The sequence below is a fragment of the Phenylobacterium sp. genome, assembly GCF_037968635.1.
Lineage (GTDB): Bacteria > Pseudomonadota > Alphaproteobacteria > Caulobacterales > Caulobacteraceae > Phenylobacterium.
The window spans coordinates 13,538-33,555 of sequence record NZ_JBBKVV010000087.1; the positions used below are offsets into that span (position 1 = coordinate 13,538).

20 protein-coding genes are annotated in these 20,018 nt (G+C 68.0%); 11 read left to right on the top strand and 9 right to left on the bottom strand.

What is annotated here, in order from left to right; translation table 11 throughout:
• Positions 1-52 precede the first annotated feature (52 nt).
• The 3 genes from AAC997_RS10635 to xth all read left to right on the top strand — a co-directional run bounded on the left by AAC997_RS10635 (position 53) and on the right by xth (position 3,929).
• Positions 53-2,170 (top strand): ATP-binding protein, encoded by a 2,118-nt coding sequence (locus AAC997_RS10635; RefSeq protein WP_340645672.1) that lies wholly within the window; start codon positions 53-55, stop codon positions 2,168-2,170.
• A gap of 94 nt (positions 2,171-2,264) precedes the next feature.
• Positions 2,265-2,909 carry an outer-membrane lipoprotein carrier protein LolA gene (locus AAC997_RS10640; RefSeq protein ID WP_340645673.1) on the top strand — a complete coding sequence of 215 codons (645 nt, stop codon included), beginning with the start codon at positions 2,265-2,267 and terminating at the stop codon, positions 2,907-2,909.
• Positions 2,910-3,122: 213 nt separating this feature from the next.
• A complete protein-coding gene (gene xth / locus AAC997_RS10645) occupies positions 3,123-3,929 on the top strand; it encodes an exodeoxyribonuclease III (RefSeq protein ID WP_340645674.1) in 807 nt (268 codons plus the stop codon).
• A 25-nt stretch (positions 3,930-3,954) separates the two neighbouring features.
• On the opposite strand, the gene AAC997_RS10650 is transcribed toward xth, so the two are convergent.
• Positions 3,955-4,641, bottom strand: coding sequence for a response regulator transcription factor (locus AAC997_RS10650; protein ID WP_340645704.1), 687 nt, complete (start codon positions 4,639-4,641; stop codon positions 3,955-3,957).
• Between the two features lie 56 nt (positions 4,642-4,697).
• Here AAC997_RS10650 and AAC997_RS10655 point away from each other — a divergent pair, with 56 nt between their 5' ends.
• Complete coding sequence (locus tag AAC997_RS10655; protein ID WP_340645675.1) at positions 4,698-5,309, top strand: L,D-transpeptidase family protein; 612 nt, start codon at positions 4,698-4,700, stop codon at positions 5,307-5,309.
• On the opposite strand, the gene AAC997_RS10660 is transcribed toward AAC997_RS10655, so the two are convergent.
• Positions 5,283-5,948: a YggS family pyridoxal phosphate-dependent enzyme gene (locus AAC997_RS10660; protein ID WP_340645676.1), complete on the bottom strand. Its 666-nt coding sequence runs from the start codon at positions 5,946-5,948 to the stop codon at positions 5,283-5,285. The two genes, AAC997_RS10655 and AAC997_RS10660, sit on opposite strands and share 27 nt — an antisense overlap.
• Before the next feature lie 121 nt (positions 5,949-6,069).
• Here AAC997_RS10660 and AAC997_RS10665 point away from each other — a divergent pair, with 121 nt between their 5' ends.
• Positions 6,070-6,546, top strand: coding sequence for a thiamine phosphate synthase (locus tag AAC997_RS10665; RefSeq protein ID WP_340645677.1), 477 nt, complete (start codon positions 6,070-6,072; stop codon positions 6,544-6,546).
• Positions 6,547-6,598: 52 nt separating this feature from the next.
• Here AAC997_RS10665 and AAC997_RS10670 read toward each other — a convergent pair whose 3' ends face one another.
• On the bottom strand, positions 6,599-6,964 hold the full coding sequence (locus AAC997_RS10670) for an NtrZ family periplasmic regulatory protein (protein ID WP_340645678.1): 366 nt from the start codon (positions 6,962-6,964) through the stop codon (positions 6,599-6,601).
• A gap of 274 nt (positions 6,965-7,238) precedes the next feature.
• Here AAC997_RS10670 and AAC997_RS10675 point away from each other — a divergent pair, with 274 nt between their 5' ends.
• The 5 genes from AAC997_RS10675 (at position 7,239) to AAC997_RS10695 (ending at position 13,050) form a co-directional block, all read left to right on the top strand.
• Positions 7,239-7,742, top strand: coding sequence for a DUF3576 domain-containing protein (locus AAC997_RS10675; RefSeq protein WP_340645679.1), 504 nt, complete (start codon positions 7,239-7,241; stop codon positions 7,740-7,742).
• Positions 7,743-7,861: 119 nt separating this feature from the next.
• On the top strand, positions 7,862-10,447 hold the full coding sequence (gene leuS / locus AAC997_RS10680) for a leucine--tRNA ligase (protein ID WP_340645680.1): 2,586 nt from the start codon (positions 7,862-7,864) through the stop codon (positions 10,445-10,447).
• A gap of 5 nt (positions 10,448-10,452) precedes the next feature.
• The gene (gene lptE, locus AAC997_RS10685) at positions 10,453-10,947 is read left to right on the top strand and encodes an LPS assembly lipoprotein LptE (protein ID WP_340645681.1); all 495 of its coding nucleotides are present in this window, start codon (positions 10,453-10,455) and stop codon (positions 10,945-10,947) included.
• Positions 10,948-10,957: 10 nt separating this feature from the next.
• Positions 10,958-12,010, top strand: coding sequence for a DNA polymerase III subunit delta (holA, locus tag AAC997_RS10690; protein WP_340645682.1), 1,053 nt, complete (start codon positions 10,958-10,960; stop codon positions 12,008-12,010).
• A complete protein-coding gene (locus AAC997_RS10695) occupies positions 12,010-13,050 on the top strand; it encodes an alpha/beta hydrolase (protein WP_340645683.1) in 1,041 nt (346 codons plus the stop codon). The genes holA and AAC997_RS10695 overlap by 1 nt, the downstream gene beginning before the upstream one ends.
• 137 nt (positions 13,051-13,187) lie before the next feature.
• On the opposite strand, the gene AAC997_RS10700 is transcribed toward AAC997_RS10695, so the two are convergent.
• The 6 genes from AAC997_RS10700 to AAC997_RS10725 form a co-directional block, all read right to left on the bottom strand.
• Positions 13,188-14,060: a ParB/RepB/Spo0J family partition protein gene (locus AAC997_RS10700; RefSeq protein WP_340645684.1), complete on the bottom strand. Its 873-nt coding sequence runs from the start codon at positions 14,058-14,060 to the stop codon at positions 13,188-13,190.
• A 7-nt stretch (positions 14,061-14,067) separates the two neighbouring features.
• The gene (locus AAC997_RS10705) at positions 14,068-14,886 is read right to left on the bottom strand and encodes an AAA family ATPase (protein ID WP_340645685.1); all 819 of its coding nucleotides are present in this window, start codon (positions 14,884-14,886) and stop codon (positions 14,068-14,070) included.
• Complete coding sequence (gene rsmG / locus AAC997_RS10710) at positions 14,876-15,469, bottom strand: 16S rRNA (guanine(527)-N(7))-methyltransferase RsmG (RefSeq protein WP_340645705.1); 594 nt, start codon at positions 15,467-15,469, stop codon at positions 14,876-14,878. Before rsmG ends, AAC997_RS10705 begins: the two co-directional genes overlap by 11 nt.
• A 62-nt stretch (positions 15,470-15,531) precedes the next feature.
• A complete protein-coding gene (mnmG, locus tag AAC997_RS10715; RefSeq protein WP_340645686.1) occupies positions 15,532-17,382 on the bottom strand; it encodes a tRNA uridine-5-carboxymethylaminomethyl(34) synthesis enzyme MnmG in 1,851 nt (616 codons plus the stop codon).
• Between the two features lie 260 nt (positions 17,383-17,642).
• On the bottom strand, positions 17,643-18,977 hold the full coding sequence (gene mnmE, locus AAC997_RS10720; RefSeq protein WP_340645687.1) for a tRNA uridine-5-carboxymethylaminomethyl(34) synthesis GTPase MnmE: 1,335 nt from the start codon (positions 18,975-18,977) through the stop codon (positions 17,643-17,645).
• The gene (locus AAC997_RS10725; protein ID WP_340645688.1) at positions 18,974-19,228 is read right to left on the bottom strand and encodes a DUF6489 family protein; all 255 of its coding nucleotides are present in this window, start codon (positions 19,226-19,228) and stop codon (positions 18,974-18,976) included. Before AAC997_RS10725 ends, mnmE begins: the two co-directional genes overlap by 4 nt.
• 90 nt (positions 19,229-19,318) lie before the next feature.
• Between AAC997_RS10725 and AAC997_RS10730 the strand changes: the two genes are divergently transcribed.
• Positions 19,319-20,017 (top strand): dienelactone hydrolase family protein, encoded by a 699-nt coding sequence (locus tag AAC997_RS10730; RefSeq protein WP_340645689.1) that lies wholly within the window; start codon positions 19,319-19,321, stop codon positions 20,015-20,017.
• Position 20,018 lies beyond the last annotated feature (1 nt).

The window sequence follows — 20,018 nt, forward strand, 5'->3', positions numbered from 1 at the left end:
CCTCGCGAAAGGCGCCGAGGTCTATGATTCAGCTGGATTTTCGAGGACAGCGATGCGCGCACTGCTGGATGACGGCCTCGATGAGCTGGCCGCAAAGACCTATCAAGGATTTCCCCTCCGGATGGCCACGACGGCCATCATCGCGGCCCTGGCCGCCAACCTGCTGCCCTGGCGGATCTGCGGCCTCTTCCTGCTGGCCCAGACGATTTCCGAGCTCATCTGCCTGCTGGCGTCGCGCCGGCAGTTCCTGGGCTTCAAGGCCAGCCCCCGCCAGCGGATGCTCCAGCTCTCGACCGTCGGCTTCGGCTGCATCTCCTGGATGACCCTGGGCGCCCTGCTGTGGTCCAGCGGTACGGCGGCAGGCGCGGTCACCGGCATGATGTTGTGGCTGTCGGTGATCTTCTTCGCCCAGACCCACGCCTACCAGTCGCCTCTGGGCTTCGTGGTGGGCGGCGCCCTACCGGGCGCCGGCATCCTGATCTGGTGCCTGGCCTTCGCCCCCAATCCGCTGGACATGCCCAGGTTGCCGGTGTTTGGCATGATGATCATGTCGCTGGCCTTCGCCAGCGACGCGGTGGTCCGAACCATGGCCGCCCGTCGCAAATTTGAAGACGCCCAGGCCAAGCTGCGCACCTCGGAGAGCCAGTACCGGGTGCTGGCCGACAACATCACCGATGTCATCGCCTTGAACGACCTGGACGGGACGCGACGCTACCTGTCGCCCTCCGTCACCACGACCATGGGCTATTCGGTCGAGGAGTTGTTCGAGACCCCGAACTTCACCTTCCTGCACCCGGACGACTCTCTTGCGGTGCGCCGCGAGCTGGCCGAGCTGGCCGAGCAGGGGGGCGAGAAGACCCTGCAATACCGCGTGCTGCACAAGAATGGTTCGCCGCTGTGGGTGGAGACCAACTTCGGCCTGATCACCTCCGCGGAGGGCGCAGCCCAGATCATCTCCGTCTCGCGCCAGATCGACGCCCACAAGGCTCTGGAAACCGAACTGGTGGAGGCCCGCCAACGGGCGGAAGACGCCGCCGCGGCCAAGTCCGATTTCCTTGCCAACATGACCCATGAGCTGCGTACGCCGCTGAACGCCATCGTCGGCTTCTCCGGCATCCTGCGCCGCTCACCGCGCCTGGGGGTCGAGGACGCCCACCACACCGGCCTGATCCACGACGCCAGCACAACCCTGCTGCAGCTGGTCAACAGCGTCCTGGACTTCTCACGCCTGGAGGCGGGCGCAGTTGAGGTCGAGGCCCGGCCCTTTGATCCGGAGACCCCGGTCAGGGCCATCGCCGAGCTGATGACCGAACAGGCCCATGCCAAGGACCTGACCGTCAGCGTCCGAACTCAGGGCCAGATCTCGCCTCTGCTCGGGGACGCCTCGCGCATCCGCCAGGTGCTGCTCAACTTCCTCTCCAACGCCATCAAGTTCACGTCACAGGGCGGGGTCACCCTGACCCTCACCCAGGAAGCCGTCGACAACGACCGCGGCCGGATGCGGGTGGAGGTCACCGACACCGGCATCGGGGTCACCGCACAGCAGATCGAGCAGCTGTTCGAACGCTTCACCCAGGCCGACGCCTCGGTCTCGCGGCAGTACGGCGGCACGGGCCTGGGCCTGGCCATCTGCAAGCGCACGATCGAACTCATGGGCGGCGCCATCGGGGCGACCTCGGTCCCCGGACAGGGTTCAACCTTCTGGTTCGAGCTCACCCTGCCCCGCGCCGACGCCCTGGAGGACGAGGTTGAGGAAGAGCCGCAGAGCCTCGACCTGGAGGAGCCCCTGCGCCTGCTGGTGGTGGAGGACGTGGCTGTGAACCGCGAGCTGATCATGGCTCTCCTGCGCCCCTTCGACGTGGCCATCGAGACCGCTGAGAACGGCGAGCAGGCCGTCGCGAAGGTCCAGGAGCAGGCCTTTGACCTGGTGCTGATGGACGTGCAGATGCCGGTGATGGACGGCCTGACCGCCACCCGGGCGATCCGGGCCCTGAACCTGCCGCGCCTGAAGGGTCTGCCGATTATCGCCATGACCGCAAATGTCCTTCCAGACCAGGTCCGGAAGTGCCTCGACGCCGGCATGGATGACCATCTGGGCAAGCCTATCGAACCTGCCCGACTGCTGGCCGTACTGTCCGAATGGCCCACTCGCGCGCATGAGGCGGCTTAGGCGCCGACGGAACGCCCGGGCCTCAGCCCCGTTCTCCCGCCCTATTGACGCCGCGCCGGGCCTGTAGGTTTCTGCGCGAAATGGAGCTTGGTTGATGACCCTACTGACCCGCCGCGCCCTGGCGCTGGGCCTGGCCGCCCTGCCGCTACCGGCGCTTGCCGCCCGGCCGGCCATAGCCCCGCTGACCGCCGACGACCGCGTACTGGTGGACAAGGCCGCCACCTATCTGCAGGGCCTGACCGAGGCCAAGGGCCGCTTTGTCCAGACCGACGCCCGGGGCGTGAGCACCCAGGGGACCGTCTATCTGAAGCGGCCCGGCAAGGCCCGCTTCGCCTATGAGGCGCCCTCGGGGCTGCTGGTGGTGGCGGACGGCGCCAATGTTTCGGTGGCCGACTCGCGGTTGAAGACCTTCGACCGCTATCCCCTGATGGCGACCCCGCTCTCGATCTTCCTGGCCCGCCAGATCAAGCTGGACCGAGGCGTGGTGATCAGCGACGTCACCCGACTGGCCGACGGTTTCACCATCACCGCCCGCGACGGGAAGAAGCAGGCCGAGGGCCAGATCACCCTGACCTTCTCCAACAGCCCCATGGCCCTGATCGGCTGGACCGTCAGCGACGCCCAGGGACAGGCCACCCGCATCCGCCTCGCCGGCCTGCAGCGCACGTCGGGCCTCGCGCCAACCTTGTTCGTGCTCAACGACCCCCGGCCCAAATCAGTGGGTCGTGCCAAAATGTGACAATCGGACAACAGGCAACCTTGCTTGTGAATTCCGGTTGACATTTCCAATTTCTCGTTGCATTAATGCCACGCATGACGCCTGTGCGAGCGGGCGTGTTCCGTGCCGGAACCTATCCCCTCCCGGCGGCGGCATGAGAGACATCACTACGCCCGGGCTTTCTCCAGTGCCCGGGCGTTTTCTTTTCCCGGTCAAGCCAGATAGACACCCAGGATGCGCCTTCGTCTCTGCACCTGGAATGTGAACTCCGTCCGCCTGCGCGCCGAGCAGGTCGCCCGCTTCGTCGACGAGCAGGCTCCCGATGTCCTCGCCCTGCAGGAGATCAAGTGCCAGGAGGGGGAATTTCCCCGCCAGGCCTTCATCGACATGGGCCTGCCGCACATCAAGATCGCCGGGCAAAAGGGCTGGCACGGCGTCGCCATCGCCTCGCGCCTGCCGATCGAGGACGTCGCGCCCCTGGACGTTTGCCGTGAAGGTCATGCCCGCTGCGTCTCCGCCAAGGTGGCGGGGGTGGAGATCCAGAACTTCTACATCCCAGCGGGCGGCGACATCCCCGACCGGGCGATCAACGCCAAGTTCGACCACAAGCTGGACTTCTACGAGAAGCTGACCGCCGATATGGGCCGGCGAGATCCCAAGGCCCCTCTGGCCATCGTCGGCGACCTGAACGTGGCGCCGGGCGAATTCGATGTCTGGAGCCACAAACAGATGTCGAAGATCGTCAGCCACACGCCGATCGAGCTGGAAGTCTTCGCCAATCTGATGGCCAGCGGCCAGTTCACCGACCTGGTGCGCGCCGCCATTCCCGACCCTCAGAAGCTGTTTTCCTGGTGGAGCTACCGCGCCGCCGACTTCCGCGCGTCCAACCGCGGCCTGCGTCTGGACCACGTGCTGATCTCGCCTGGCCTGCGGGACGCCGCCTTCCGCTCCGGCGCGGCGGCGGCCCGGGTCCATGACGACGTCCGCGAATGGGAACGCCCCAGCGATCACGCCCCGGTCAGCGCCGACTTCGGGCTGTAGAGGCGGCACCGGCGGCGGGCGGGGCCTACGGAGCCAGGCGGTAGCCGCCGGCCTCGGTGAGCAGCAGCCGGGCATTGCCGGGATCAGGCTCGATCTTCTGTCGCAGCCGATAGACGTGGGTCTCGAGCGTGTGGGTGGTGACCCCGGCGTTATAGCCCCAGACCTCGGCCAGCAGCTCCTCGCGGCTCACCGGCTTCTCGCCGGCCCGATAGAGGTACTTCAGGATGTTGGTCTCTTTTTCCGTCAGCCGGATCTTCTTCTGGTTGGCGTCCACCAGCATCTTGGCCGAGGGTCGGAACTCGTAGGCCCCCAGGTGGAAGACCGCGCCCTCGGACTGCTCGTGACTGCGTAGCTGGGCGCGGATGCGGGCCAGCAGGACGGCGAACTTGAAGGGCTTTGTGACGTAGTCGTTGGCTCCGGAATCCAGGCCGCGGATAGCGTCGTCATCAGCGTCGGCCGCGGTCAGCATGATCACCGGCGAGGTCACCCCCTTGGCGCGCATCATCTTGCAGGCGTCGCGGCCGTCCATGTCCGGCAGGTCGACGTCCAGCAGGATGAGGTCGGGACGGGCCTCCACCGCCTGCCGCACGCCGTCGCCGGCGGTGGCCGCCTGGATCGCGGAGAATTCTTCGTGCAGTTCCAATTGCTCGGCGAGTTCGCCGCGCAGATCATCATTGTCGTCGACGACGAGTAGGGTCTTGCGTTGGGCCATGGGCGCGAACATGCACCGTGTTGGCGTCCCGCGCCAACCGCTCAAGGGGGTGAAGTGTGCTGTTCACGGCGATGTCAGACGGCAGGTTCGACCTTGGCGGCCGGGAAACCCGATGCGCGCTGGGCAAGGGCGGGGTGATCCCGGCGGCCGACAAGCGCGAGGGGGATGGCTGTTCGCCCCTTGGGGTCTGGCCGATCCGGAGCGTGCTCTACCGCCCCGACCGCACCCCGGCGCCTCAGAGCCGGCTGCCGGTGAAGGCCATTCAACCGAATGACGGCTGGTGCGACGCTCCGGGTGACGTGAGTTACAACCGCCCCGTCAGCCTCCCCTACCCGGCCAGCGCCGAGCGGATGTGGCGTGAGGACAAGGTCTACGACGTCGTTCTGGTCCTGGCCCACAACGACGATCCGGTGGTTCCGTTGATGGGCTCGGCGATCTTCCTGCACGTGGCCCGGCCGAACTGGGAGCCCACCGAGGGCTGCGTGGCCCTGCAGGCCTGGGACGTCCTGGACCTGATCGGCAAGGCCGAACCGGGCTCGGCCATCTCCATCGTCGACGTGAACCCCCATCTGCACCTCGACTCCATGGAAGCCCTGGACGAGGCGAGGCGAGGCAAGCCGTCGCGGCCGGAACTGCGGGTCCTACCCCCGGGGGCCAAAGATCGCTGAACCCACCCGCACGCTGGTGGCGCCGAATCGGACGGCGGTCTCGAAGTCGTCGCTCATCCCCATGGACAGTTTGGGAATTCCGTTGCGGGCGGCGATCTTGGCCAGCAGGGCGAAGTGCGGGCCGGCGGGCTCGTCGGCCGGAGGAATGCACATCAGGCCCTCAATGGTCAGGCCGTGGATTTCGCGGCAGGCCTGGAGGAAGGCGTCGGCCTCAGTGGGGATCACACCGGCCTTCTGCTGCTCCTCGCCGGTATTCACCTGGACGTAAAGCCTGGGGGCCTTGCCCTGCTTCGTCATCTCCTGCGCCAAGGCGCCGGCCAGCTTCTCGCGGTCCAGGGTCTCGATCACGTCGAAAAAGGCCACAGCCTCCTTGACCTTGTTGGTCTGCAGCGGCCCGATCAGCCGCAGCTCGACGCCGTCTCGATGGCCTTGCCAGGCCGCCATGGCGTCCTGCACACGGTTCTCTCCGAACACCGCCTGGCCGGTCGACAGGATCGTCGCCACCCGGTCCCAGGGCTGTTGCTTGGAGACCGCCACCAGGGTCACATCGGCCGCTTCACGTCCCGAGGCCTTCGCCGCGGCGGCGATACGCGCCAGAATGTCGGCGCGGGCGGCGGCAGGATCGAAGGAGCGGGTCATAGCTGGGTTCTGGACAGTGGCGCGGACGGGGGCCTGCTTACGGCGGCGCGCTGGCCAGCGGAAGCCCCTGCCCCCGCTCCTCTATTTCACTGACCCTGATCGAACCCCCGATCCGGCGGCCGTGGCGGAGAGCCTGCCCAAGGGATCGGCGATCGTTTACCGCGCGTTCGGCGCCGCCGACGCCGCGACCGTCGCCCTGCGCCTGAAGGCCATCGCCCTGCGGCGCGGCCTGAAGCTGATGATTGGCGCGGACGAAGCCCTGGCCGTCGAGGTTGGCGCCGACGGGATCCACCTGCCCGAGCGCCTGGTCTCTAACGCTGTGCGGATACGGGCGCGCCACCCGACCTGGCTGATCACGGCGGCCGCCCACAGCCCCCGTGCGGCCCGCATCCAAGTCGACGCGGTGGTGGTGTCGGCGGTCTTTCCTTCCAACAGCCGCTCTGCGGGGCGCCCTCTAGGGCCGTTGCGACTGGCGCAGATCGTTCGGCAGGCCCGCAGCCCCGTCTACGCCCTGGGCGGCGTCAGCCAGTCCACCGCCGCGCGGCTCTTGGCCACAGGTGTCGTCGGGATCGCCGGGGTGGAGGTTTTCAGAGCGTAGAATCAAAAAAGCCGCCCGATGGGGCGGCCTTTTGATCGGTCTTCGAGGACCCTTAGAACTTGAAGGCGGTCTCGAGGCGGACGCGCGGTGCGCCGTCCTGCGGCTCGGTTTTCTTGTACATGGGGGTTTCCTTCTCCCCCAGGGCCACGGCGCCGCCGACCCGAAGCGACGGCGTCACGCGGAAATAGGCGCCCGCCTGGACGTCGTTCCATTGCGTGTCCCGGCCGTCCGGTTCCTGCAGGTTGAGCGTGACCCCCCAGCGCCCCTTGCGCGCATCGAACTTCAGCGCCTTGGCCGCCTGGGGCGACGCCAACGCTGAAGTCTCGCTACGCACGGAGAAGTCGGTGGTCTTCTTCGTCGTCTGGGCATGAGCCATCGATCCGGCGCTCGCTATGAGCACCGCGCCGACAAACGCCATGACCGTTCGATTGAACATAACCACCTATATGGCCCCTAAGCCCCGGCCTCGCCATGAGGAGCGAAACCGTTGATGCGATTAAAGTCGCGCCGCGAGCGAGGTCAACACGCCAACACGCCGCAGGCTGCCTCTGTGGGCAGATGGTTGGCGCCTGTGGCGGCAGAGCCACGCGATTCCTGTTTGGCGCCGCTTGGGGCGTTGCTATAGAGGCATCCGGCGCGGGGGCGGCGACGCGGCGAGATACCGACGCGAAACAGCGACTGGGAGCGGATATATGCCGTTTGTGCGTGGAGTTTGGATGCGTGGCGTGGCGACGGGGGTCTTGGTCCTCAGCCTTTCGGCGCTCGCGGCCTGCTCGAGTGGTGGCCCGAAGACCTTCCAGACCCAGGAGGAAGGCGGTGGCCTGTTCCGCCTTGGGCGCGGCAAGTCGGCTCCGGCGGCTCAACAGCCGACCATCGGCGTCAACGGCTACCTGTGGCGGGCGACCCTCGACACCCTGGCCTTCATGCCGCTGGCCTCGGCCGACCCCTACGGCGGCGTGGTGATCACCGACTGGTACATCAATCCGGAAAAGGCCGACGAGCGCTTCAAGTGCACGGTCTATATCCTGGATGTCCGGCTGCGCGCCGACGGCCTGAACGTGGCGGTCTTCAAGCAGACTCGCGACGCCACCGGGACCTGGGTGGATGCGCCGTCGGCCGGCCAGACCGAGACCGACATCGAAAACGCCATCCTGACCAAGGCCCGTCAGCTTAAGCTCTCGAACATCCGGGGCTAACCCCCCGGCGCGTTCCGGGATCTGACAAATAACCGGGCGCGCCGAACTCATCAGGTCGGCGCGCTTTCGGCGTGTCCGGCCGCTTCCCTTCCTCAGTGAAAGCGCGCTAATCCCCCGCCATGGCCCGGTACAATCCCAAAGAAGTCGAACCCAAGTGGCGTAAGGCCTGGGCCGACGCCGACGTGTTCCGCGCGCAGATCGATCACGCGCGCCCGAAATACTATGCCCTGGAGATGTTCCCCTATCCGTCGGGGAGCCTGCACATGGGCCATGTGCGCAACTATACGCTCGGCGACGCCAACGCCCGGTTCAAGCGCGCCCGGGGCTTCAATGTGCTGCATCCCATGGGCTGGGACGGCTTTGGTCTGCCCGCCGAGAACGCCGCCATGGAGCGCGGCGTCGACCCGCGCGCCTGGACCTACGCCAATATCGAAAAGATGCGGGTCGAGCTGAAACAGTTGGGCCTGTCTATCGACTGGTCCCGCGAATTCGCCACCTGCGACCCGGCCTATTACGGCCAGCAGCAGGCCTGGTTCCTCGACCTGATGGCTCGCGGCATGGTCTATCGCCGCGAGGGCGTGGTGAACTGGGACCCGGTGGACCAGACCGTGCTGGCCAACGAGCAGGTGGTGGACGGCCGCGGCTGGCGATCCGGCGCGGTGGTGGAAAAGCGCAAGCTGAACCAGTGGTTCATGCGCATCACCGACTATGCCGACGCTCTGCTGGAAGGCCTGAAGACCCTGGACCGCTGGCCGGAAAAGGTCCGGCTGATGCAGGAGAACTGGATCGGCCGCTCGAAGGGCCTGAAGTTCGCCTTCAAATGGGCCGACGCCGCGCCCGAGGGCTTCGACGGCGGCCTGGAGGTCTACACCACCCGTCCAGACACCCTGTACGGGGCAAGCTTCGTGGGCGTGGCCCCCGATCACCCCCTGGCCCAGCAGATCGCCGCCAAGGATCCCAAGGCCGCCGCCTTCATCGAGGCCTGCCGCAAGGGCGGGGCGTCGGAGGCCGAGATCGAGACCGCCGAGAAGATCGGCTTCGACACCGGCCTGACCGTGGCCCATCCCTTCGATCCCAGCTGGCGGCTGCCGGTCTGGATCGCCAACTTCATCCTGATGGACTACGGCACCGGCGCGATCTTCGCCTGCCCGGCCCACGACCAGCGCGACCTGGACTTCGCCCGCAAGTACGACTTGGCCGTCAAGCCGGTGGTCCTGCCGCCCGGCGAGGACCCCGCCAGCTATGATGTGGCGACCGAGGCCTATACCGGCCCCGGAACCATCTTCCAGTCGGATTTCCTGGACGGCCTGGAGATCGAGCCCGCCAAGGCCGCCGCCATCGCCCGCATCGAGGCCCAGGGTCAGGGCAAGGGCGCCACCGTCTTCCGCCTGCGCGACTGGGGCGTGGCGCGCCAGCGCGGCTGGGGCTGCCCGGTGCCGGTGGTGCATTGCGACAAGTGTGGCGTGGTGGCCGTGCCCAAGAGCCAGCTGCCGGTGGCTCTGCCTGAGGACCTGGACTTCTCCAAGCCCGGCAACGCCCTGGCGCGTCACCCCACCTGGAAGACCACCACCTGCCCCGACTGTGGCGGTCCGGCGACGCGGGAGACCGACACTCTGGACACCTTCGTGGACTCGTCCTGGTACTTCGCCCGCTTCACCGATCCTGCCGCCGCCGACCCCATCGACAAGGCCGCCGCCGACTACTGGATGCCGGTGGACCAGTATGTGGGCGGCATCGAGCACGCGGTCCTGCACCTGCTCTATGCCCGCTTCGTCAACCGGGCCCTGGCCGACGCCGGGATGCTGGAGGCGCGGGAGCCCTTCGCGGGCCTGTTCACCCAGGGCATGGTCACCCACGAGACCTACCGGCTGCAGAACGGCGACTGGGTCGAGCCCAAGGAGCTGGAGATCACGGCGGAAGGAAACACCCGCCGCGCGGTCCGCGTCTCCGACGGCCAGCCGGTGATCATCGGCGACATCGAGAAGATGTCGAAGTCCAAGCGCAACACCGTGGCCCCTGGCGACATCTTCGAGGTCTACGGCGTCGACGCCGCACGGCTGTTCGTACTGTCGGACTCACCACCCGAGCGGGACTCCATCTGGTCCACCTCTGGGGTCGAGGGCGCCTGGCGCTTCGTCAACCGGGTCTGGGCCGAGTTCGACGCCCAGCCGGGAGCCGTGGCGACCGCCGACATCGCCGCTGATCCGAAGGCCGTGGCCCTGCGGGTCGCGACCCACCGCACCGTCAAGGCGGTCACCGAGGCCGTGGAGGGATTCCGGTTCAATTCCGGCATCGCCCGCCTGTACGAGTTCCTGAACAGCCTGAAGGCCGCCCCGGTGGAGGGCGCGAGCGCTGCTCTGCTGGCGGCCCGAGCCGAGGCCCTGTCGGCCTTCGCCCGCCTGGTCTCGCCCTTCACGCCCCACCTGGCCGAAGAGGCCTGGGCCCGGATCGGGGGCGAAGGCATGGTGGTCTCCGCCCCCTGGCCCGACTTCGATCCAGCCCTGACCGAGGACGCCGTCCGCATCCTGCCGGTGCAGGTCAACGGCAAGCGCCGGGGCGAGATTTCCGCGCCGGCAGGGGCCGAACCGGCCGATGTCGAGAAGATGGTGCTTGACGATCCCGAGATCGCACGGCGCCTTGAGGGCCTCACGATCCGCAAGGTGATCGTGGTGAAGGATCGCATCGTCAACATCGTGGCAAGCTGAGGCACATGGCTCGCATCGCAAGCATCGGCGCCCTGGCGCTCGCCGCCCTCACCCTGGCGGGTTGCGGCTTCACGCCGCTCTACGGACGCCCCGGGGTCGGCGCAACCCTCTCGTCCGTGCAGGTCTCGGCCCCAACGGGCCGGGCCGGCCAGTTGATGCGAGAGCACCTGGACGACGCGCTCTCTCGCGATTCGAACCTGAAGCCGCAGTACCGCATGGACCTGCAGATCTCCGAACAGCGCTATCCCCGCGGGATCCGGGTCGACAATGTCGCCACCCGCTACGAATACGTCCTGACCGCCGCCTACACCCTGGTCTCCACCGCCGACGGCGCCACCGCCAAGGTGGGTCGGGTGCGGGTGGAGGTGACCTATGACTCGGCCGACCAGCCCTATGCCTCGGTCGCCGCCCAGCAGGACGCTCAGGACCGCGCCGCCGGCGAGGCCGCCCGCAAGATCGAGCTCGAGCTCGCCACCTGGCTGGCCGGCGCCAAGTCATAGGAGCGGAACGATGATCCTCGCCAAGCGGCCGGACATCGAACGCTTTCTCGGCTCGCCGGATAAGGCGATCCGCGCCGCCTTGATCTACGGCCGCGACATGGGCGTGGTGCGCGAGCGCGCCAACCAGCTGGCCAAGAAGGTCTGCGACCGCCCCGACGACCCCTTCGATGTGGCCCTGCTCACCGACGGCGATCTGGACGGCGACGGCGCGCGGTTGGAGGGCGAACTGGCGGCCCAGTCACTGATGGGGGGCCGACGGCTGGTGAGGCTGAAGTTCGCCACCGAGAAGGCCGCCCTGGACAAGATGACCGCCGAGGCCCTGACTCGCCACGCGGCCGGCGAGCTCAACCCCGACGCCTTCCTGCTGATCGAGGCCGGAAACCTTGATCGCAACTCCGCCCTGCGCAAGGCCGCCGAGAAGGCGCCCGGCGCGGCGACCATCCCCTGCTACGAAGACGAGCCCGGCGACATCGCCCGCCTGGTCCGCGAAGCGCTCGCCAAGGACGGCGTCGGGCTGACCAGTGAGGCCCTGCAGGTCTTCGTCGGCCGCATGCCCAAGGAGCGTGGCGTCGCCCGCCAGGAGATCGAGCGCCTGGCCCTGTTCCTCGGCCCCGGCAGCGGCATGACCGCCACACCCCGGGACCTGGAGGACTTCCTCGGCGTCGAACCCGAGGCCTCGCTCTCCGACGCCGCCGCCGACGCTTTCGGCGGACGCCTGACCGAAGCCCAGGCCGGCCTGCGCCGCGCCGCCGCGGAAGGAGAGGGCGGTCCTGCCGCGGTTCGAGCCCTGGGCATGTACCTCGGCCGGATGCGCCGCACCCTGACCCTGGCCAAGTCCGGCGCCGGCCTGCAGGAGGCCGCCAAGGCCTCAGGCGTGTTCTGGAAGAGCGAGCGGGAGTTCCTGCGCCAAGCCCGCACCTGGACCCTGCCGGAACTCGACCGCATTCAGCCCGAGGTGCTGGCCGCCGACAAGGCCTGCAAGACGGCGGGTTCGCCCGACGCCTTGATCGCCGAGCGGCTGGCCCTGCAGATCGCCGGACGCGCCAAGCGACTGGGGCTCTGATGCGAGGCCTTGTCCTCGCCGCAACCCTGCTGGCCACCCCGGCGGCGGCCCAGACCAGCCTGCTCGAGGCCTATGCCCGCCCCCAGACCCTGGTCACCCTGCCCGACGGGCGGAAGCTGAATTTCCATTGCTCCGGGACCGGCGGGCTCCTGGTGATCCTCGACGCCGGCTGGAGCGCCACCAGCCTCACCTGGCGCAATGTGCAGCCGGAGATCGCCAAACGGACCCGGACCTGCGCCGTGGACCGGGCAGGGATGGGCTTCAGCGACCCGGGCCCCCTGCCGCGCGACACCACCGCCATCGTCGATGATCTGCAGGCGGCGTTGCGGACTCCCGGCTTCGAGGGGCCTTACATCCTGGTGGGTCATTCCCTGGGTGGCATGAACCTGAGGCTCTACGCCTCACGCCATCCCGGCCAGGTCGCGGGCATGGTGCTGGTGGACCCGGCCAACCCTTACCAGGACAAGCGCTTCGCCGCCGCCTCGCCCACCGTGGCGGCGGTGACCGGCGGCGAGATCACCGCTGCGCGCCGTTGCGCGGACCTGGCCCGCGCCGGCGCGTTGAAGCCGGGCGCCGATGAGTGGGCCGCCTGCGTCGGCAATCCCCCCAGCGACTGGCCGGCCGCCCTGCGCGATCAGATTCTCGGCCAGCGCGCCGACCCCATCGCCGCGCGGCAGCGGCTGTCAGAGATCGAGAATGTGGCCGAGGCCGATTCCAGCCAGGTCGAGTCGGCCAAGATCAACCTCGGCGACATTCCGCTGATCGTCCTGACGGCGGAGGGGACCTCCAAGGACCCGTCGATCCCAGTGGCCGACCAGGCCGTGATGGCCAAGCTTTGGTCCACCATGCACGACGAGGCCGCCGCGCTTTCGACGCGAGGGGTCAATCGCCTGGTGCTGGGCAGCGGTCACAATATTCAGAGCGAGAAGCCCGAGGCGGTCATCGCGGCGATCACAGAGGTGCTGGCGGCGGCGCAGGCGAAGATGGCGGCCGAAACCGGCGAAAAAACCCCGATTGCGCCCGCGTCTCTGAGTCGCTAGTTCCCGTTATATATCAACCACTTACCTTGTTGTGGCGGCAAGATATCCACAGCCTCTGACGCAAGCCCCGTCCAGGGGTGCGGATTGGCGGCTCGCTGTGCGCCACAGAGCCGATTTTGGCTTGGCGGTTTTCGGACCTAGACTCGGGTCAGCCGCCGGCAGACCTCATCGAGCTGTTCGAGGCTGGCATACTTCACCCGCAGCTCGCCAACCCCCCCCTTGTCGATCACCTCGACGGTCAGGCCGAGGGCTTCAGACAGATCGACCTCGAGAGCTTGGGTGTCGGTGTCCTTGGGCGGCTTGGGCGCCGCAACCCTCGGCGCCGCGACGCCGGCGCCCGCCTTGCGGACCAGGGACTCGGTGTCGCGCACCGACAGACCCTTGGCGATCACCAGGTCGGCCAGGACCAGCGGGTCGTCTGCCCCGAGCAGGGCGCGCGCATGACCCGCGGTGATCTGGTTGCTCATCAGGTATTGCCGAACCGGATCGGGTAGGGCCAGCAGGCGGACCAGATTGGCCACGTGGCTGCGGCTCTTGCCGACGGCGTCGGCCACCTCGGCGGCGCTGCGGCCGTGGATCTCCACCAGCTGCTGATAGGCGCTGGCCTCTTCGATGGGGTTCAGCGCGCTGCGCTGCACGTTCTCGATGACCCCGATCTCCAGGACCTGGGCGTCACCCAGCTCGCGGACCAGGGCGGGCAGGGTGTGAAGCCCCGCCTTCTGGCTGGCGCGCCAGCGGCGCTCCCCGGCGACGATTTCGAAGTGGCCGTCCATGTCCGGCGCCGGCCGCACCAGGATCGGCTGCAGCACGCCCTTCTCGCGGATCGAGGCGGCCAGTTCCTCGATCTCGTCCTCGGAGAAGACCCAGCGGGGTTGCTTCTCGTTGCGGTGAATCAGCTCGATGGGGATGTCGCGCAGGCCGCCGGCGACGCCAGCGTCCGCCGGGGTGTCCTCGACCTCGCCCAGCAGGGCCGACAGCCCTCGGCCCAATCCGCGTTTCTCGACCATCATGTTTTCCTCAGGCGGCCTTGGCGCGGCGATCGCGTTCGCGCACCACCACTTCGCGGGCCAGCTTCAGATAGGCCTGGCTGCCCGCGCACTTCAGATCATAGACCAGCACCGGCTTGCCGAAGCTGGGCGCCTCGGAGACCCGGACGTTTCGGGGGATCACCGTGGCGTAGACTGTGCCGCCGAAGTGGGCCCGGACGTCCTTGGCCACCTGTTCCGACAGGCTGTTGCGCCGGTCATACATGGTCAGCACCACCCCCTGGATCTCCAGATTCGGGTTCAGGCTCCCCCGCACCAGCTCGACGGTGCGCATCAGCTGGCTGAGGCCTTCCAGGGCGAAGAACTCGCACTGCAGAGGCACCAGCACCGCGTCCGAGGCCGCCATGGCGTTGACGGTCAGCAGGTTGAGGGACGGCGGGCAGTCGATCAGCACGTAGGTGTAAGCGCCCGACTGCCGGATCGGGTCGATGGCGTCGCGCAGCTTGAAGGACCGGCGGGCCTGCTGGCCCAGCTCCAGCTCTACACCCGAGAGATCGGCGTGGGCCGGGACGATGTCCAGGCCCGGCAGAGCGGTGGGCACAATGGCGTCGGTGATGGGGGCGTCGCCCATCAGCACGTCATAGAGGGTGACCTTGCGCTTGGAATGGGGGATGCCGAGACCGGTCGACGCGTTGCCCTGCGGATCGGAGTCGATCAGCAGCACGCGCTCGCCGACGGCGGCCAGGGCGGTGCCCAGGTTGATGGCCGTCGTGGTCTTGCCCACGCCGCCCTTCTGGTTGGCGACCACCAGGACGCGGAGCGCCCGATGCGGTTTCTGATCAGCGGCCACGGCCCAACTTCCTTACGCGTACGATGCGCCCGCGCGCATCACTGAAGCTGGGCAGGATGTCCGCCTCAAAACTCCAAGACTTCGTCGCCTCTTCCATCTCGACCGCCACATCCTGTCCCTTGAGGAACAGGGCGGTCGCGCCGCGCTTCAGGTAGGGCTGAGCATACCCAAGCAACCGGGTCATCGGCGCGCAAGCCCGCGCGGTGACGATATCCACAGTCAGGGACAAGTCCTCCGCACGTGAATTGTGAATCGTCGCCGGAAGCCCCAGGCCGTTAACCACCTCAGTCAGGAAGCGGCAGCGCTTGGCCATACTTTCCACGAGATGCATGTGGAAGCCGGGGCGGTTTTTCTGAAGGATCGCAAGCACGATACCGGGCAAACCTGCGCCGGCGCCAAGGTCGGCCCAGGTCAGGGCGTCCGGCTCCAGGGGCAGGATCTGGGCTGAATCCCAGGCGTGCCGCGACCAGAAAATGTCCATCGTGGAGGGGCCCACCAGGTTCATCTTCTGGTTCCAGTCCCCCAGGTATGACCGGTATTGCTGCAGGTCAGCGATGACGCTTTCGTCGGCGCCGGTGGCCATGGCGAAATCAGCGGCGGTCTCCACCTCGATCGGCACGACCTCGGTCGGAAGGGTGTCGGACATCAGGCGGCCCGCCGGCGGACATGGGCCAGCAAGGCGGTGAGCGCGCCGGGGGTCACCCCCTCGATCCGCGCGGCCTGGCCAAGCGTCAGGGGCCGGATAGCGGTCAGCTTGTCGCGAACCTCGTTGGAGAGACCGCCGACCGCAGAATAGTCCAGTTCGGAGGGCAGCCGCAGGTTCTCATCGCGACGGAAGGCGGCGACATCGGCCTCCTGGCGGTCGAGATAGCCGGAATAGGCCGCATCGATCTCCACCTGTTCGCGCACCTGGGGGTCCCAGGCGGCGATCTCGGGCCAGATGATCGTCAGGTCGTCGAAGGAGATGGTGGGATAGGCCAGGAGCTGGGTGAGGTCGCGGCGCTGGCCGTCGGCCTTCACCGGCAGGCCGGCCTTGGCGGCCTTGTCAGGGGTCAGGGTCAGCTCGGCGGCGCGGCTGCGGGCGGCGGCCAGCGCCAGGGCCTTTGAATTGAAGGCGGTTTCACGTGAAACACCGACGCAGCCCAAGGCCATACCCTTGGCGGTCAGCCGCTGGTCGGCGTTGTCGGAGCGCAGGGTGAGGCGGAACTCGGCCCGGCTGGTGAACATCCGGTAGGGCTCGGTGACGCCCCGGGTGACCAGGTCGTCGATCATCACCCCGATATAGGCCTCGTCGCGGCCGAAGATGGCGGCCTCGGCGCCGGAAGCAGCCCGGGCGGCGTTCAGCCCGGCCACCAGGCCTTGGGCCGCGGCCTCCTCGTAACCCGTCGTGCCGTTGATCTGGCCGGCCAGGTAGAGACCCGGCAGGCGCTTGACCTCCAGGGTCGCCGACAGCTCGCGCGGATCGACATAGTCGTACTCGATCGCATAGCCGTGGCGGCGGACCTGGACGTTCTCCAGGCCGACGATGGTGCGCAGGAACAGGTCCTGGGTCTCCGGCGACACCGAGGTGGAGATGCCGTTGGGATAGACGGTGTCGTCGTCCAGGCCCTCGGGCTCCAGGAAGATCTGGTGGGCGGTCTTGTCGGCGAAGCGGACCACCTTGTCCTCGATGGAGGGGCAGTAACGCGGGCCCCGACCATTGATCCGGCCGCCATAGACCGCCGACTCGGTCAGCCGTTCGGCGATGATCTGGTGGGTCTGGGCGTTGGTATAGGTGATCCCGCAGGCGATCTGCGGCGTGGTGATCCTGTCGGTCAGGAAAGAGAACGGGGAGGGGACGTCGTCCGCCGCCTGCATCTCCAGCTTTTCCCAGGCGATGGTGGAGGCCACCAGCCGCGCCGGGGTGCCGGTCTTGAGGCGGCCCATGTCGAGGCCCAGGGCATAGAGCCGGTCGGAAAGCCCGATGGCCGGCGCCTCTCCGACGCGGCCTGCGGGGATGCGCTGGTCGCCCTGGTGGATCACGCCCTTCAGGAAGGTGCCCGTGGTGAGGACCACGCGTCCGGCGGGATAGATTTCACCGCTTGCGCCGACAACGCCGGTGACTTGGCCATTGACCACGAGGAGGTCCTCGACGGCTTCGGCCTTGATGGTGAGGTTCGGCGTGGCAGCCAATTCGGCCTGCATGGCCTCGCGATAGAGGCGGCGGTCGATCTGGGCGCGGGGTCCGCGCACGGCGGCGCCCTTGGAGCGGTTCAGCAGCCGGAACTGGATGCCGGCCAAGTCGGCCAAGCGGCCCATGACCCCGTCCAGGGCGTCGATCTCGCGCACCAGGTGGCCCTTGCCCAGGCCGCCGATGGCCGGATTGCAGGACATTTCGCCGATGGTCTCGAGCTTGTGGGTCAGTAGCAGGGTCTTGGCGCCGAAACGCGCCGAGGCCGCCGCGGCTTCACAGCCCGCATGGCCGCCGCCGATGATGATCACGTCCCAGGAGGTCACGCCAAGCTCCGCATCCAGCCCATATGGGCGGGGGCTTCCTATAGCGGAAGGCGGGGGGCGTTTCACGTGAAAGAGTCTTACCCGCGAGGGCGTGGACTGAATCCTCCTCTCCCTGTTCAGGGGGTGAGGGCAGGTGAGGGGTGCGCAGCAGGTTGCGTAAGGCTGAGGTGGAGCGTTTCCGGGCGCCAGAAAAGAGCCCTCACCCTACCTTCTCCCACAGGTGGGAGAGGGTTTAGAGCGCGTGTTTCACGTGAAACGCCTTATTTTCCAATGCAGAAGCTGGCGAAGACCCGGTCCAGGACATCGTCCGGGTGGATTCGGCCGGTGATGCGGTCCAGGGCGCGGCCCGCCAAGCGGACGTCTTCGGCGGCCAGCTCTGGGGAGCCGTCCACGGCCAGGGCGTGCTCCAGACGGGAAAGCGCCTCGGCGAGCAAGTCTTTGTGACGCAGGCGCGTGGCGGTGGGGGGTTCGGCGCCGCCGAGGCGCTGGACCACCTGATCGGTCAGGGCGGCCAGGATCACCCCCACGTGGGCAGCTTCACGGGCGCTGACCCGGTGCATCTCAAGCTCGAGGGCGCGCGCCTCCACCAGGGCGCGGCCAGTGTCGTCGCCGGGATTGAGGTCCGACTTATTGATCACACAGAAGTCCCCGGCGGTGAGTTCCTCCGGGGGCGGGTCGATGGCCGAGGACGACCCGTCCACGACCCAGATCCTAAGGTCCGCGCCTGCGGCCCAGGCCCGGGCCCGGCGGACGCCTTCAGCCTCGATCTCGTCATGGGTGTCGCGCAGGCCGGCGGTGTCGGCCAGCAGCACCTTGTAGCCAGCCAGCCGCATCGGAACCTCGATCACGTCGCGGGTGGTTCCGGGGGTGGCGGTGACGATGGCGGCCTCTCGACCAGCCAAGGCGTTGAGCAGGGTGGACTTGCCGGCATTGGGCGCGCCCACCAGGGCGATACGGAACCCCTCCCGCACCCTTTCGCCGCGGTCCACATCGGCCCGGGCCAGGTGCAGCTCGCCGATCAGCCGCTCCAGATAGGGCCGGGCGCGGTCGGCCACCTGCGCGGGGACCTCCTCGTCGGGAAAGTCGACGGCGGCCTCGAAATTGGCCAGGGCCTCGATCAGGTCCGAGCGCCAGCGCTGGTGGGCGCGGCCCAGCGCGCCTTCGACCTGGGCCAAGGCCTGACGCGCCTGCGCCTCTGTCTCGGCCTCGATCAGGTCGGCGACCCCCTCGGCCTGGGCCAGGTCCAGCTTGCCGTTCTCGAAGGCGCGGCGGGTGAACTCTCCCGGCTCGGCCAGCCGCAGGTCCTGGGCGGCGAGCAAATCCAGCAGCGAGGAGACCACCGCAGGGCCGCCGTGCACGTGAAACTCGGCGCTGTCCTCGCCAGTATAGCTGGCCGGGCCGGGGAACCAGAGCACCAGGGCCTGATCGATGGGCCCCTTGTCTGACCTCAGGGTGCGCAGGGCCGCCATGCGTGGGCGCGGGACCTTTCCGGCCACGGTGGCGACAGCCGCGCGCGCGCAGGGTCCGGACACACGGACGACCGCCACGGCCGCGCGACCGGCGGCGGTGGCGGCGGCATAGATCGTATCGGTCATTTCGGGCGGTTTGCGCCGCCCATGCCCATATCCACCGCCGTGGACATCAGTTTGCGGAACTGTTCCTGGGCGCCGACCCCGAAGGCGGTCCAGTTCTTCATCAGCTCGTCGGGGGAGAGCATGTTGATGTTGGTTTCCATGCGCTTCTGCATCTCCTCCACCAGCTTGTCGTTCAAGGCGGTGACGTCGGGCAGGCCCATGAAGCTGCGGGCTTCGACGGGGGTGCAGTCGATCTCAATGGTCATCTTCATGGCGGAGCCCTTCCTCAAGCAATAGTTATGACCGGTCGTGGCCACTGCGCGCTAGTAGCCAACGCATAGCAAGACAAACGGAGCTCCCGCATGGCCGGCGAAACCATCACTCTCACGACCGAGGACGGCGACTTCACCGCCTATGTGGCCCGTCCCTCCAAGGCGAAGGCCCCGGCCGTGGTGGTCATCCAGGAGATCTTCGGGGTCAACGGCGTCATGCGCGAGATCGCCGACGGCCTGGCGGACCAGGGCTACCTGGCCATCTGCCCCGACCTGTTCTGGCGGATCGAGCCGGGGATCGACATCACCGACAAGTCCGAGGCCGAGTGGAAGAAGGCCTTTGAGCTGTTCAACGCCTTCGATCCCGACCTGGGCGTGAAGGATATCGCAGCCGTGATCGATCACGTTCGCGCCGATGCCGGCTGTTCGGGCAAGGTGGGCGCGGTCGGCTACTGCCTGGGAGGCATGCTGGCCTTCCTCACCGCCACCCGCACAGACGCCAACGCCAGCGTCGGCTACTACGGTGTCGGCATCGAGAACCGGCTGGGGGAGGCCGAGAAGCTGGAACGGCCGCTGCTGCTGCACATCGCCGAAGAGGACCAGTTCGTCCCCAAGGAGGCCCAGGCCATCATTCTCCAGGCCCTGAAGAACCACGCCCAGGTCACCACCTACACCTATCCCGGCTGCGACCACGCCTTCGCCCGCCACGGCGGCGAGCACTATGACGAGGCCGCCGCAAAGGCCGCCAACGGCCGCAGCCTGGCCTTCTTCCAACAGCATCTCGCCTAGG